Source organism: Nocardia grenadensis, from assembly GCF_050942415.1.
Taxonomy (GTDB): domain Bacteria; phylum Actinomycetota; class Actinomycetes; order Mycobacteriales; family Mycobacteriaceae; genus Nocardia; species Nocardia grenadensis.
This window is the reverse complement of the sequence record NZ_CP192054.1, coordinates 549,490-563,048: the sequence shown is the minus strand read 5'-3', so window position 1 is coordinate 563,048 and position 13,559 is coordinate 549,490. Positions and strand designations below refer to the sequence as shown.

Here is a 13,559-nt window from a genome sequence, read left to right as displayed (position 1 = left end):
GGAATCGCATGGCGGAAAGTGATATTAGACACAATCTCGCCCCGCCGTCTATTCAGAACTGGCCGGGCTCGTAGTTCCCGCCCGGGGAGTGGGCGATGGCGTTGAGCCGGTTCCACGCGTTGATGGTGGCGACGGCGACGAGCAGCCCACCGATCTGGTCGTCGCCGTAGTGCTTGCGCACCCGCTGCCAGGTCTGCTCACTCACCCCGCCGCCGTCGGCCAGCCGGGTACCCGCTTCGGTGAGTTCGAGCGCGGCACGTTCGGCCTCGGTGAAGACGGTGGCCTCCCGCCATGCGGCGATGAGGTTGATCCGCAGTGTGGTTTCCCCGGCATGCAGAGCGTCCTTGGTGTGCATATCCAGGCACACCGCGCAGCCGTTGATCTGGCTCGCCCGGATCTTCACCAGTTCGTAGGTGGCTGCGGGCAGACCCGAGTTCTCGACCACCTTGCCGGCGGTGACCAACCTCTTGACGTAGCTCGCGGTCACCTTGTTCTCTGCGAGATTCACACGGGGTTCCATATCCGGATTCCTTTCGTTCCTGCCTTGTCACAGAGACGACGGCGCAGCGAACGCAGGCGTGACATCCCGCGGGGAGTATCGCGGACGGGTGGGCCCCTCAGGCCGAGAAGTCGAACTTCACGTCGGTCGACCGCTCTGAGAGCTCCCACAGCGAACGCGCGGTGAGCTGGTCCTTCGCCCGCTTCGAGCAACCCGACCGACCAGGGTGGCCGCGCATCCCGCCCAGGCCGGTCGGCCCGTAGTAGGCGCCCGGCTCGACCGGGGCGGTGGCGGCGAAGAGCTCCGGCAGCGCCCCCATTTCCGCGCTCTGCGCGAACACCTTGTTACCGATGTTCATCACCGAGTCGAGCACGGTCTCGGTATGCGACTGCAGTGCGGTGGCGGCGTAGCCGGGGTGGGCCGCCACCGACAGCTTCGCCGAGCCGGCCGCGGTGAGCCGGCGCTGCAACTCGAAGGCGAAGAGCAGATTGGCCAGCTTCGACTGACCGTAGGCCGACCAGCGCTTGTACGGGCGCCGCTGCCAGTTGAGATCCTCGAGGTCGATGGCCCCCGCCACGTGGGCACCGCTGGACAGGGTGACCACCCGCTCACCGATCTTGCCGAGTAGCAGGCCGGTGAGCGCGAAATGGCCGAGATGGTTGGTGCCGATCTGCATTTCGAAACCGTCGGCGGTCCGCCGCAGCGGTACCGCCATCACGCCGGCATTGTTGATCAGGACGTCCGCGCTCTCCACCCCGGCGGCGAACTCCCGGACCGAGGCCAGATCGGCCAGATCCAGCCGCCGGACCTGCGCCCGTTCACCGATCTCGGCGGCGACGGCCTCACCTTTGCCCACATTCCGGCAGGCCAGGATCACCTGGGCCCCGGCTCCGGCGAGGGCCCGCGCGGCGACCGCGCCCAGCCCGCTGTTCGCGCCGGTGATGATGACGGTTCGACCCTGCTGATCGGGGATGTCCCCGACGCCCCAACCACTCATGGGGCGAGTCTAATGCGCGACGGGGGTGTGCACCGGGCGCGACGGACCGGGTATCGCGGACCGGATCCGGATCTCTCGCGCACCGCCGGGACCTGCGCGGCAGAGACACGCTCTTTTCAAAAGATATAGGGTTGCCTAACCTATCAATGGACCGGAAACGCGCCGCACACGCTTTCGAGTCCCTTTTTCCCTATGAGGCATATCGTGACTTCCACCGCCGCCGGCACCCACCGTGACGGTTACGTTCCCTTCCCCGAGGACCTGGCCGAGACCTACCGTGCCGTCGGCTACTGGACCGGCACCACCGTGGGGGATCTGCTCCGCGATACCGCGCGCCGCAGCCCGGAGCATCCCGCGCTGCTCGGCGACCGGCCGCTCACCTACGCCGAACTGGACGCGGAAGCCGACCGGATGGCCTACGGATTCCTGGCCCTCGGGATCGCGCCGGGCGACCGGGTGATCGTCCAACTGCTCAACACCCCCGAGTTCGTGATCGCGCTGTTCGGATTGTTGCGCGCCGGCATCATTCCGGTACTCACCTTGCCCGCGCACCGCCGGTCCGAGATCGAGCATCTGGCCGGTCTTTCCGGCGCGGTCGCGTATCTGGTCGCCGACCGGCAGGGTGATTTCGACTACCGGCAACTGGCCGCCACCCTGCTGACCACCGTCGAATCGTTGCGGCACGTCCTGGTCGCCGGTGCGGCCGGCGAATTCACCGCACTGATGTCCATCGCGCGGGACACCGGATCGCTGCCCGCGGTCGACCCAGCCGATATCGCGCTCATGCTTGTCTCCGGCGGTACCACCGGGCTCCCCAAACTCATCGCCCGCACCCATGACGACTACGTCTACAACGCCACCGCGAGCGCGGCCGTCTGCGAACTCGACGACCGGGACGTCTATCTGGCCGCCCTGCCCGCCGCGCACAATTTCCCGCTGGCCTGCCCGGGCATCCTGGGCACGGTGGCGACCGGGGGCGCGCTGGCCTTCGTCACCGACCCGAGCCCGGAGAGTGCCTTCGCGGCGATCGAACGCCATCAGGTCACCGTCACCGCCGTGGTGCCGCCGCTGGCGCAATTGTGGTCGGCCGCGGTGGAATGGGAGGAGGCCGATATCTCCTCCCTGCGGTTGCTGCAGGTCGGGGGCGCGAAACTGGCCGAGGTGAACGCCCGCGAAGTGGCGCCCGCGCTGCGGGTGACCCTGCAACAGGTCTTCGGCATGGCCGAGGGGCTGCTGAACTTCACCAGGCTCGACGACGATCCGGATATCGTCTGCACCACTCAGGGCCGTCCGCTGTGCCCGGCGGACGAGATCAGGGTGGTCGACGAGGACGGTGTGGACGTCGCACCGGGCGCGGAGGGTGAACTGCTCACCCGCGGCCCGTACACGCTACGCGGCTACTACCGCGCCCCCGAACACAATGCCCGCGCCTTCACTCCCGACGGCTACTACCGCAGCGGCGACCTGGTGCGGCAGTTGCCCAGTGGCCATCTGATGGTGTCGGGCCGGATCAAGGATGTGATCAACCGGGGCGGGGAGAACGTCTCCTGCGACGAACTCGAGGAGCATCTGCTCGCCCACCCCGCTGTCCGGCACGCGGCCGCGGTCGGCCTGCCAGATCCCGGTCTCGGCGAAAAGGTCTGCGCGGTACTGGTCGTCACCGGCGATATGCCGGCCCTGGCCGAGATCAAGGAGTTCCTCGCCGAGCGGGGCCTGGCGACCTACAAACTCCCGGACGTCCTGCGCCGCGCGGACGCCCTGCCGCTGACCGCGGTGGGCAAGATCGACAAGAAGACGCTGCGCGCCCAAGTGTAGGCGAGAAGACGGGCCGGGCCGTCTTCGTACCGGCCGAGGTGCCCTACGCCTTCACCACGTAGGGCGCCACGCTGCCCAGCTTCTCGCAGGTCTCCTCGAATTCCCGATCGGGCCGCGACTGCGCGACCACGCCCGCTCCCGCGCGCAACCACGCGCCCGCACCGGTCTGGTACACCGCCCGCAGCACCAGCGCCGCCTCCAACGCGCCGGTGGGCGAAACCATCAGCACCGCACCGGAGTACAGACCACGCGGCCGGTCGTGCCGGAAGACCGAATCGACCCCCGGCCGCTTCGGAATGCCCGAGGCGGTCACTGAAGGGAAGATCGCGTCCAGCGCGTCCCAGGCCGTACGGCCGGCCGCGAGGCGCCCCCGGACGGTGGAGGCCAGATGCTGCACGCTGCCGCGCTCGCGCACCGCCATGAAATCCGAGACCGAGGTGGTGCCGGGTTCGGCGACCGTACCGATCTCGGCGAAGCAGGTCTGTACGGAGAGGGCATGTTCGACGATCTCCTTCGGATCGGAGATCAGCTCCGCGCGCGCGGCACTGTCCATCTCGGCCCCGAGCCCGAAGGCGCGGGTGCCGGCGAGCGGTTCGGTACTGACCGTCCGGTCGTCGTCCACCGAGAGCACCAGTTCCGGGCTGAATCCGGCCGCCTGCAACCCGCCCAGATTCAGCAGGAAGGACCGGGCGGGGGTGTTGTGCGCCCGGCCGAGCCGGTAGGTGGCCGGGATGTCCACCGCGAACGGTAGCTCGACCTTCCGCGAGAGAATGACCTTCTGGTACCGCCCGGCCTCGATCTCCGCCACGGCCGCGGCGACGCGCTCGCGGTAGCCGGAGGTATCCACCCGGACATCGACCGGATGGGGTTGCGGGAGCGCGGTATCCCGGGAACTCGCGACGGTATCGGCGAGTGTCGCGGCCTCGGCCGGATCGGCTCCGGTGATCCACACCGCCCCGGCGGTGTCGATTCGGACCTCCACGCGCGGGATCATCAGATGGGCCAGGGCAATGCCGGGGCGCAGATATCCGGTGGCGCCCAGCGACCACGCGCAGAATTCGAACCCGATCCACCCGTAGGCATTGCGGCCGGTCATCGGCAGTTCGGCGAGCACGCTGTGCATCAGCGCGGCCGGGCTGCCGGACCAGCCGCGGACCGTGGTCTCGCCGGCCCAGGTGATCCGAAGTTCGCCGGCGTCGAGTTCGACGGTGCCGATCGGATCCGCGGCGAAGACCCATTCCCCGCCGCGCTCGTAGACCATATGGTCGCCGGAGTGGTTCTCGGCCGCCAGGCGCGCCATCGCTGCCGCCGGGTCGGTCACATACTCGGCACGTAAACGTTCGTCAGTGGTCGACAACGATCCTCCAAGGCTAACCGACCTGAAATCGGAAGTAAGGTTAGCATTACCTCTTTTGTTGGGAGGTCTCGGAAACGACCGGAAACGAGCCAAACAACCCCAACGGCGCGAGAGCCGTCCATAGTGGTTGGCAAGGAGTATTTTCGAGCCGACGACCGATCGGGCTTCGCCGATCCGGTCATACGGCCCCATCCGGGCCGGGGCCGACCGCCCCCATCCGAGCAGAGGATCCACACCATGATCGAGCACCGCAGTGGAGCTCCGGCACTCTCCGATCTGCCATTGGAATCGGTGGTCGCGCTGGTGGATTCGGCATCGGGTACCGAACGGGAACTGATCGGTCGCTGGATCGCCGACGGCGGCCTGACCGCCGAACTGGGCGTACGCGCCCCGGTCACCCAGCTCGACCTGGACGCCGGTGCCGTCGCCGACCGGCTCACCGGCCGCGCCGACGATCCACTGGTGGTCCCGGTCCGGGTGCTGTGGCTACCGCCCGAACGCGACGGCGTCCGGCGGGTGACCTTCGGTGATCTCGCCCAGCTCACCAACCCGCGCCGCCCGAACCGGCTCGCCCAGCGGCGGCTGGTCGAACGATCCCCCGACCGGCACCTCGTGCTCACCGGCAGCCCGGCCCGGCTGAGCGAACTGCGGGCCAACAATCCCGAGGCCACCGCCCTGCACTACGCCGGCACCGCGGACCCGTTCGCCCGCGCGGTGGTACGTGCCGCGGTCGTCGCGCTCGAACGCGCGGAACGCGGCGTGATCGGTGACCGGTACAAGGTGCCCCGCCTGGTCACCGAGGAGATCCTGGACTCGCCGGAATTCCTGCGCCGGCTCGAATCGATCGCCGACGAGATCGGGGCCGCGCCTCAGGAGGTGCACCGGCGCGCCGAGAAAGCACTGAACGAACTGGTCGCGGCGCAGAGCCGCACGGTCTCGGATCTGTTCACCCAGGCCATGCGCCCGGTCCACGCGTCGACCTGGAAGGTGGACTGCGACGAATCCGGGCTCACCGCCCTGCGTGACCTCAACCGGCGCTACCCGCTGATCTTCCTCCCCTCCCACCGGTCCTATGTGGACGCCTTCGTCCTGGGCGATGTGCTGGCCCGCAACGATTTCCCGCCCAACCACGTGGTGGGCGGCGCGAACCTCCGGTTCTGGCCCATGGGCCCGATCGCCCGGCGTACCGGAACGATCTTCATCCGGCGCAGTTTCGGGGGCGACACGGTGTATCAGGCGGTGGTCGAGGAGTACTTCGGCTATCTGATGGCGCGGCGGTTCAACCTGGAGTGGTACTTCGAGGGCGGCCGTACCCGCACCGGAAAGCTACGCCCACCCCGCTACGGCCTGCTCAACTATCTCGCCGCGGCCGTGCGCCAGGACCGGATCGCCGACGCACTGCTGGTCCCGGTGTCGATCACCTACGAACGGCTCAACGAACTCGGCGCCATCGCCGACGAGCAGATGGGCGGTCGTAAGAAACCCGAGGGCCTGGCCTGGCTGGCCCGCTACGTCCGCAACCAGCAGCATTCGGCCGGGCACGTCTACGTCCGCTTCGGGGCCCCGCTTTCGGCCCGCGAACGTCTCGCCGCGCACGGCGACCCGCTGATCGCGCCCCCTGTCACCATCCCGCTGCACCCGGCCGACGCCACCGGCCGGGCCTGGACCGAACCCGGCGAGCCACCCGACGAAATCGGCGAAAAGGAACGCCTGGCGGTACAGCGGCTGGCGTTCGATGTCGCCGTGGGCATCAACTCGGTCACCCCGATCACCGTCAACGCCCTGGTCACGCTGGTCTTACTGGGCGTCCACCAGCGGGCACTGACACGGACCGAGGTGTGCGAGGTACTCGCCCCGGTACTGGACTACATCGAACAGCGGAACCTGCCCTGCGGCGAGATCGCGAAACTGCGCGACGAGCAGAGCCTGGCGGTGGTCCTCGAGCAGTTATCGCTCGCGAAGGTGGTCACCGTCTACCGCGGGGGTGTCGAGCCGGTGTACTCCATCGAAGCGGGTGCCCACCTCGAAGCCGCGTTCTACCGCAACAGCGCGGTGCATTGGTTCGTCGATCGGGCCATTGTCGAGCTGGCGATCCTGGCCGCGGTCGACGCCGCGCCCGACGATCCGGCCGGCGATGCCGTCGGACCGGACGCCGACGCCCTGGACGTCGGCTGGGACGAGGCCTACCGGCTGCGGGATCTGCTGAAATTCGAGTTCTTCTTCCCGGACCGGACCGAGTTCGCCGAGCGGATGACCGCGGAGGTACTGCTCATCGACCCGCGCTGGCGGTCGCGGTCACGTGACACTCTCGGCAGCGAGATCCTGGCCGCGCTCACCGGCACCGGCTTCATGATGGCCCACCGGGTACTGCGCTCGTTCTTCGACGCGCAGCTGGTGGTGGCCGAACGGCTGGCCGCCCGGGACCCGGCCGCGCCGATCGACCGCAAGGAGTTCGTCGAGGAATGCGTCTCGGTCGGCAGGCAGATGCTGTTGCAGCAACGGCTGCACAGTACGGAGTCGGTGTCCACCGAGCTGTTCGGCAGTGCGCTGAAACTGGCCGCCAATCGCGGGCTGCTCGAACCCGCGGACCCGGAATCGGCGGAATCGGTGGCCGAACTGGCCACTCGGCGTGCCGAGTTCGCCGAGCGGTTGCGCACCATCGGCTTCCGGATCTCCCGGGCCGCCACCCTCGACCCCTCCAATCTCCCGGCCGGGCGGATCCGGTGAGCACCCGGGAAGCGGGCACCGGGCGCACCGGCGAGAATCCCGCGCCGTCCGGGATAGACGCCGTGGTGGCCACCATCCGTTCCGGCCCCCGCGGCGCCGAGGTCGGCGCTGTCTTCGATCTGACGGCCGTAGCCGAACTCGGGTCCGTGCCCGTGCCGCGGTGGCGCGGGCCGGACCGTGAAGTGCTGGAAACGCTGTTCGACCAGTTGCGGCACAGCGGCGAGAACGCGGCGGGCGAGATGCTCGAGCGCGCTGTGCGGGCCGCGGCCGGACGGACACCGGAAGAGCTCACCGCGCTGGGCGAACGCCTGTTCAAACGGGGCTGGTACGACCGGTTACGCCCCGAGCCGCTGCGCTTGGTGCAGGAACATATCGCGGCCGGGCACACCGTGGTGTTGACCGGGGACGCGGCGGAATTCCAGTTACTCCCGGCGGCCGCCGCGCTCGGTATCCCACGGGTGCTCGGCAGCCGGGCGGCGGTGTCGGAGGGCCGGCTGACCGGGCTCATCCACGGCGAAGTGCGTTACGGCCCCGAGAAGGCCGAGGCGGTGGCGGAATTCGCGGCCGCCCACGGGGTCGACCTCGCTCGTTCCTATATCTACAGCGGCAGCGCGAGCGATCTCCCGCTCCTGTCCCGCGGCGGCACGCGGGTCCCGATCGCACCGGGCCCCGTACTCGCGGCCACGGCGGCCGAGTACGGCTGGGCCGCACTCGCCGTGGGCCCGCGGACCGCCCCGCGCCCGGCCGACTATCTGCGGACCGTACTCGGGCTCTTCGCCCTGCTCGGCGGGGCGCTGTACGGGGTACTGCGCAAGTCCTACACCCGCGACCGGCGGGCCATGGCCGACGCCCTGATGAAGTACGGCACCGATTGGCCGCTGCGCCTGTGCGGGATCCGGCTCCGCGTCACCGGTGCGGAGCACGCCCGCCAACCGCGGCCCGCGGTCTTCCTGTTCAACCACCAGAGTCAGTTCGACGTGCTCATCGTGCCCGCCGTGCTCGGCGGACACGTCACCGGCGTCGGTAAGAAAGAACTCATCCGGCATCCGATCTTCGGCCCACTCATGCGGTTCGTCGGCGTCACCTTCATCGACCGGTCGAACACCGACCTCGCCAAGGCCTCGCTGGCACCGGTGGTGGATACGCTGCGCGGCGGGCTGTCCGTCGCGATCGCCCCGGAGGGCACCCGCTCGTACACCGCGCAGCCCGGCGGATTCAAGAAGGGCGCCTTCCACATGGCCCGGCAGGCGGGGGTGCCGGTGATCCCGGTGGTGATCCGCAATGCCGCCGAGGTCGGCCGGCGGGATTCGATGATCGCGCGGCCCGGTGTGGTCGAGGTGGCGATCCTGCCGCCGATCGCGGTGGACACACAGGACCCGGCCGAACTGGACGAGAAGGTCGCCGAGGTACGGCAGCGCTACCTCGACACACTCCGCGACTGGCCGCGCTGAACGGTCAGAGGGCGCGGCCGAGAAGCAGCTTCCACGGCATCAGCGCCGATTCCAGCTGCACCTTCAGGCTCATCTTGGAATCCCCGAGGGTCCGCTCCTCGAAGCGGATGGGTACCTCGGCGATACCGATGCCCTGCTTCTTGGCCCGGTAGTTCATCTCGACCTGGAAGGAGTAGCCGTTGCTGCGGATCGTGCCGACCTCGATGGCGCGCAGCGTATCGGCCTCCCACGCCTTGAAACCGGCGGTGGCGTCCTTGATCCCGAGCCGCAGGATGGCATTGACATAGAAGTTGGCCCACGCCGACAGCGCCTTGCGGTACCACTTCCATTCCGCCGCGGTGGAACCGCCGGGCACGTAGCGGGACCCGAGCACGACTCCGGTACCCGGCCGGTCCAGCTCCGCGAGCATGGCAGGGATCACCTCGGCGGGATGGGACAGGTCCGCGTCCATCTGGATCACCACATCCGCGCCCTCCTCGAGGGCTCGGGTGATACCGGCTATGTAGGCCCGGCCCAGCCCGTCCTTCTCCGTGCGGTGCAGTACCGACACGACATCGGGCAGCTCCACGGCCAGCTTGTCCGCCACCTCACCGGTGCCGTCCGGGGAGTTGTCGTCGACTACCAGTACGTGCAGGTCGGGCACGGGTAGCGCAGTCAACCGCTCCACCGCTACCGGCAGATTGTCCCGCTCGTTGTAGGTCGGCACAACAACGGTAACCCTCAAGGGTCGCCCTCCCTGCTCACCTGGTCTCGCCCGGCGGCCGGGTACAGCAGGCCGCGAGCGTCGCTACGTATTACCCGTGAACGGTAGCCCAACCGCCCACCCGGGAATGAAGCGCATCGGTGATAGGGGCGCCGAGCGGGACCATCGGTAGTTCTCGGGGCGAATCAGTCGCCCTCGCGATACGCCCGGTCCGCCGCGTCCTGGGTGGCATTGCGCTGCTGCACGATCTCTAGCGCGCGTTCGGCCGTGGCCTGGTCCGGATACGGCCCCATGCGGTCCCGGAACCAGCACTGACGCCCACGCTCGGCGCGCTGATGCTTCAAGCAGTAATACCACCGTTCGGCCATGGTCACAGCATTCCACCCGGCCGGGATCCGAAACAGCAAAAACCCCCCGATCGTGGTGATCAGGGGGTTGATTGTGGCCAGGGCCGGGATCGAACCGGCGACCTTTCGCTTTTCAGGCGAACGCTCGTACCAACTGAGCTACCTGGCCGCAGGCACCCGGAACGAATGCCATCCGATGGAAGCCGGATTGCTCCGGCATCCATTGGCGACCCTGACGGGACTCGAACCCGCGACCTCCGCCGTGACAGGGCGGCGCGCTAACCAACTGCGCCACAGGGCCTTGCTGTGTGCCACCTATTCGCATAGGTGGTACCCCCTACGGGATTCGAACCCGCGCTACCGCCTTGAAAGGGCGGCGTCCTAGGCCGCTAGACGAAGGGGGCTCGTCCCGGATCTCTCCGGACCGGCTTTCAACGGCTGTCCGTTGGGAGCTCGCATAGCTTATGACAGGGTGCACACAATTCCCAAATCTGCTGGTCAAGCGGACGAACCCAGCTCTTCCAGACGCGCGCTCGCCTGCCACCCCGACCGGTCGAACTCCGCCACCCACGCCGGGGTACAAGCGGCCTGGACCAAGACCTCCAGTGACTCCCGGAACCGAGTGCGCAGATCCGGCTCACCGCCGTGGGCGTCGGTCATATAGCGCTGACCGATCAGCGCGCCGGCGAGGGTCCGGGTGAAGCGGTCGGGATCGGTGTCCGGGCGCAGCTGCCCCTGTTCGATCGCCGCGACCGTCAGATCACGGATGGCCGCGGAGAGCATCGGACAGCCGCCGTGGCCCTGCCGATGGAAGCCGGGATCGATGACGAGCCGGAATTCGGCCTGCACGATTATGTCGTGCTCGAGTCGCAGCGCGATCTCGTCGAAGACGCCGTGCAGAATGTCGAGCGGGCCCAGGTCCGTGCGCACGAGCCAGCGATCGATGGTGCTGCGGTATCGCTCGATCGCCGAATCGAGGACGGCCCGCGCCAGATCTTCCTTCGAATCGAAATGGAAGTACATGGCGCCCTTGGTCGCCCGCGATCCCTCCAAAATGCGGTTGAGTGAAGCCGCGGCATAGCCGCTCTTCCCGAACTCAACGGCGGCGGACCGGATAATTGCTGCCCGTGTCCGACGGGCCCGCTCTTGCTGCCGTGCCATGCTCGAAACGCCTCCGAAGCCTTGTGCAATCCGCGGGATTTACACCCGCGGAATGCTCGCGACCGTCCATCCGCCTTCGAGGAGCGGGCCCGGGCCGCGAACTTATCCTGTTGTATGTAGACCTGCGGTCGGTTTATTGACCTGTACCGAACCTTTGGTACGAAACCCAGCCCGCAGAGGAAACACACCGGCTGGTATAATTCGATGGCCCGGGTGCGCCGCAGGGGGTGCGCATCCGGGCATTCCGTTGCGCCGTTCCTGGTCCCCCATACGCCTCCCGCAGCGCCGTCCCGAGTGACACCCCGAATTCGCTGATTCGTCACGGTACTCGGAATCTCGTACCGGCATGCGGTAAACCGATACAGCGGGCTACCATTTCGCCGTCCGGATTTCACGAACCGGACACCGACGAGACCGAACGAATGGCCGAGCGAATCCTCCGGTAACGCAGGATGTTCGACCGCTCGGGCAGGTTCGGGACCGGTACTCAGCAGGCCACTCCGGCCCCTGGATTGATACCGCCCCGCTCATACGCCCCGTTCGGAGCGCAACACTCCGGAAAGCCGGTTCCCGGACCCCACATCTGCGAGAAATCTGCCTTTACCCATCCAAAGGCATTGGTATCCAACATATTTGGATCGTATCGTGCTACCCGTTGTATCAACAATGCCGCAGGTACCGTGATACCGAACTCATGGGTATGGTTTCCCGCTCACCGGGCCGCCGACCGAACGGGCCCGACCTCCCCTACGACCCCGCCGGGGCGTCCTCCGCCCGAGCCACGCCGGACCGGGCCACCGCGACCTGAGTGACGGAAAGCACCAGCATAGCCACCCGATTACGAGAAACGCGGACTCGACCAGTACACTTGCGGCCGCGCCCCTATAGCTCAGTTGGTAGAGCTACGGACTTTTAATCCGCAGGTCCCAGGTTCGAGCCCTGGTGGGGGCACCCCCGGGCGCGCCCGGCCCACCGGTCGGGCGCCCGGCCCTTCTTCCCACCCCGGCAGCTCCCACCTGTGAGTTGGACCAGCCTCGACCCGGCCGAACTGTGACCGGAGCCGACCCACGCCGCCTTCCCTCAGCCCACCGCTCGGGCGGTTCCACAATGACGACGAACAGCCTGATCAGCCTCGTAACCACCGGCCGGACACCGGTCCCGCGCCGGCCGCTGTGCTATTTCCCACGGCCGCTAACGCAATCGGGACACCCGGCGATACGCCCATGACTGCGGATCCGGCCATACACTCGGGTGTGACCCCGGGCAGGGGCACCTGCGCCAACGTGCACTCTTTTGCGGTCGGATGCGTTTCGCATCACACCTACGGTGCCGTAAGGTATGGCCGCATCGGCAACGGTCTACATCAGGTGACCCCCACCAACGCACATATGAAGGGCTTGATTACATGGCAAGGGATCTGACTCAACTCGAGCTGCTCACAGAGTTGGAGCCGGTTGCCGAGCAGAACGTCAACCGGCACCTCTCCTTGGCAAAAGAGTGGCATCCGCACGACTACGTCCCCTGGGACGAGGGTCGCAACTTCGCCGCACTCGGCGGACAGGACTGGGACCCCGAGCAATCCAAGCTCGGCGAGGTCGCCAAGGCGGCCATGATCACCAACCTGCTCACCGAGGACAACCTGCCTTCCTACCACCGGGAAATCGCCGAGAACTTTTCCCAGGACGGCGCGTGGGGCACCTGGGTCGGCCGCTGGACCGCCGAGGAGAACCGGCACGGGATCGTCATGCGCGACTACCTGGTGGTGACCCGCGGCGTCGACCCGGTCGCCCTGGAGCAGGCCCGCATGGTTCATATGACCAACGGTTTCGCCTCCCCTGCCGAGGCCGATGCCGGCTTTCTGCATTCGGTGGCCTATGTGACCTTCCAGGAACTGGCCACCCGCGTCTCGCACCGTAATACCGGCAAGGTGTGCGACGACGCCATTGCCGACCGCATGCTGCAGCGCATCGCGGCCGACGAGAACCTGCACATGATCTTCTACCGCAACATGTGCGGAGCCGCCCTGGACCTGTGCCCGGATCAGGCGCTGGACGCCATCACCCTGATTCTGGAGAATTTCCAGATGCCCGGCGCCGGTATGCCGAATTTCCGGCGCAACGGTGTGCTGATGGCCAAGCATGGCATCTACGATCTGCGCCAGCACCTCGAAGAGGTCGTGCAGCCGGTGCTGAAGAAATGGAACATCTTCGGCCGTACCGACTTCACCGCGCGCGGCGAGCAGAAGCGGGAGCAGCTCGCCGATTTCCTGGACAAGCTGTCCAAGGATGTCGTGAAGTTCGAGGAACAGCGCGACCGGATGCTCGCCCGCGAGGCCGCCAAACGGGAGAAGGCCTTCGCCACGGTGAACGGCTGAGCCGTCCGCAACCGGGAACACAACGACCGAGACCGCCGGTGGCACCGGCGGTCTCGGTGTCTATATGCCCGCCTTCGGTGGGGCGGGTCGGGGCCCTGTGACACCGATTCTTCACTCCGCCGCCCAGT

10 protein-coding genes and 4 tRNA genes are annotated in these 13,559 nt (G+C 67.7%); 5 read left to right on the top strand and 9 right to left on the bottom strand.

Going from position 1 to position 13,559, the window contains the following annotated elements; genetic code table 11:
* Positions 1 to 52: 52 nt before the first annotated feature.
* Both ACQPYS_RS02625 and ACQPYS_RS02620 read right to left on the bottom strand, forming a co-directional pair.
* Positions 53 to 520, bottom strand: a complete 468-nt coding sequence (locus ACQPYS_RS02625; RefSeq protein ID WP_063035496.1) for a carboxymuconolactone decarboxylase family protein — start codon at positions 518 to 520, stop codon at positions 53 to 55.
* 97 nt (positions 521 to 617) lie between these two features.
* A complete protein-coding gene (locus tag ACQPYS_RS02620) occupies positions 618 to 1,496 on the bottom strand; it encodes an oxidoreductase (protein WP_433491597.1) in 879 nt (292 codons plus the stop codon).
* A gap of 192 nt (positions 1,497 to 1,688) precedes the next feature.
* Here ACQPYS_RS02620 and ACQPYS_RS02615 point away from each other — a divergent pair, with 192 nt between their 5' ends.
* On the top strand, positions 1,689 to 3,311 hold the full coding sequence (locus tag ACQPYS_RS02615; protein ID WP_433491596.1) for a (2,3-dihydroxybenzoyl)adenylate synthase: 1,623 nt from the start codon (positions 1,689 to 1,691) through the stop codon (positions 3,309 to 3,311).
* A 43-nt stretch (positions 3,312 to 3,354) separates the two neighbouring features.
* Here the strand turns inward: ACQPYS_RS02615 and ACQPYS_RS02610 are convergent, their stop codons facing one another.
* Positions 3,355 to 4,668, bottom strand: a complete 1,314-nt coding sequence (locus ACQPYS_RS02610) for a salicylate synthase (RefSeq protein WP_433491595.1) — start codon at positions 4,666 to 4,668, stop codon at positions 3,355 to 3,357.
* A 237-nt stretch (positions 4,669 to 4,905) separates the two neighbouring features.
* Here ACQPYS_RS02610 and ACQPYS_RS02605 point away from each other — a divergent pair, with 237 nt between their 5' ends.
* Complete coding sequence (locus ACQPYS_RS02605; protein WP_433491594.1) at positions 4,906 to 7,395, top strand: glycerol-3-phosphate 1-O-acyltransferase; 2,490 nt, start codon at positions 4,906 to 4,908, stop codon at positions 7,393 to 7,395.
* Complete coding sequence (locus ACQPYS_RS02600) at positions 7,392 to 8,846, top strand: 1-acylglycerol-3-phosphate O-acyltransferase (protein ID WP_433491593.1); 1,455 nt, start codon at positions 7,392 to 7,394, stop codon at positions 8,844 to 8,846. The genes ACQPYS_RS02605 and ACQPYS_RS02600 overlap by 4 nt, the downstream gene beginning before the upstream one ends.
* Positions 8,847 to 8,850: 4 nt before the next feature.
* Here ACQPYS_RS02600 and ACQPYS_RS02595 read toward each other — a convergent pair whose 3' ends face one another.
* From ACQPYS_RS02595 to ACQPYS_RS02570, 6 genes are all read right to left on the bottom strand, one after another.
* Entirely contained in the window at positions 8,851 to 9,570 is a 720-nt protein-coding gene (locus ACQPYS_RS02595; protein ID WP_433491592.1) for a polyprenol monophosphomannose synthase, read from the bottom strand.
* Between the two features lie 164 nt (positions 9,571 to 9,734).
* Positions 9,735 to 9,917: a hypothetical protein gene (locus ACQPYS_RS02590; RefSeq protein ID WP_063035685.1), complete on the bottom strand. Its 183-nt coding sequence runs from the start codon at positions 9,915 to 9,917 to the stop codon at positions 9,735 to 9,737.
* 74 nt (positions 9,918 to 9,991) lie between these two features.
* Positions 9,992 to 10,065 (bottom strand) — tRNA-Phe (locus ACQPYS_RS02585).
* Positions 10,066 to 10,120: 55 nt separating this feature from the next.
* Positions 10,121 to 10,197 (bottom strand) — tRNA-Asp (locus ACQPYS_RS02580).
* 27 nt (positions 10,198 to 10,224) lie between these two features.
* Positions 10,225 to 10,300 (bottom strand) — tRNA-Glu (locus tag ACQPYS_RS02575).
* 94 nt (positions 10,301 to 10,394) lie between these two features.
* The gene (locus tag ACQPYS_RS02570) at positions 10,395 to 11,057 is read right to left on the bottom strand and encodes a TetR family transcriptional regulator (RefSeq protein ID WP_431941106.1); all 663 of its coding nucleotides are present in this window, start codon (positions 11,055 to 11,057) and stop codon (positions 10,395 to 10,397) included.
* 878 nt (positions 11,058 to 11,935) lie between these two features.
* Here ACQPYS_RS02570 and ACQPYS_RS02565 point away from each other — a divergent pair.
* Both ACQPYS_RS02565 and ACQPYS_RS02560 read left to right on the top strand, forming a co-directional pair.
* Positions 11,936 to 12,008 (top strand) — tRNA-Lys (locus ACQPYS_RS02565).
* A 454-nt stretch (positions 12,009 to 12,462) separates the two neighbouring features.
* Positions 12,463 to 13,431 (top strand): acyl-ACP desaturase, encoded by a 969-nt coding sequence (locus ACQPYS_RS02560; protein WP_063035488.1) that lies wholly within the window; start codon positions 12,463 to 12,465, stop codon positions 13,429 to 13,431.
* Positions 13,432 to 13,559 lie beyond the last annotated feature (128 nt).

Bases quoted from the DNA above. Each gene is read 5' to 3' on its own strand.
- ACQPYS_RS02625 (WP_063035496.1), bottom strand. From the start codon at position 520: ATGGAACCCCGTGTGAATCTCGCAGAGAACAAGGTGACCGCGAGCTAC.
- ACQPYS_RS02620 (WP_433491597.1), bottom strand. From the start codon at position 1,496: ATGAGTGGTTGGGGCGTCGGGGACATCCCCGATCAGCAGGGTCGAACC.
- ACQPYS_RS02615 (WP_433491596.1), top strand. From the start codon at position 1,689: ATGAGGCATATCGTGACTTCCACCGCCGCCGGCACCCACCGTGACGGT.
- ACQPYS_RS02605 (WP_433491594.1), top strand. From the start codon at position 4,906: ATGATCGAGCACCGCAGTGGAGCTCCGGCACTCTCCGATCTGCCATTG.
- ACQPYS_RS02590 (WP_063035685.1), bottom strand. From the start codon at position 9,917: ATGGCCGAACGGTGGTATTACTGCTTGAAGCATCAGCGCGCCGAGCGT.
- ACQPYS_RS02570 (WP_431941106.1), bottom strand. From the start codon at position 11,057: ATGGCACGGCAGCAAGAGCGGGCCCGTCGGACACGGGCAGCAATTATC.
- ACQPYS_RS02560 (WP_063035488.1), top strand. From the start codon at position 12,463: ATGGCAAGGGATCTGACTCAACTCGAGCTGCTCACAGAGTTGGAGCCG.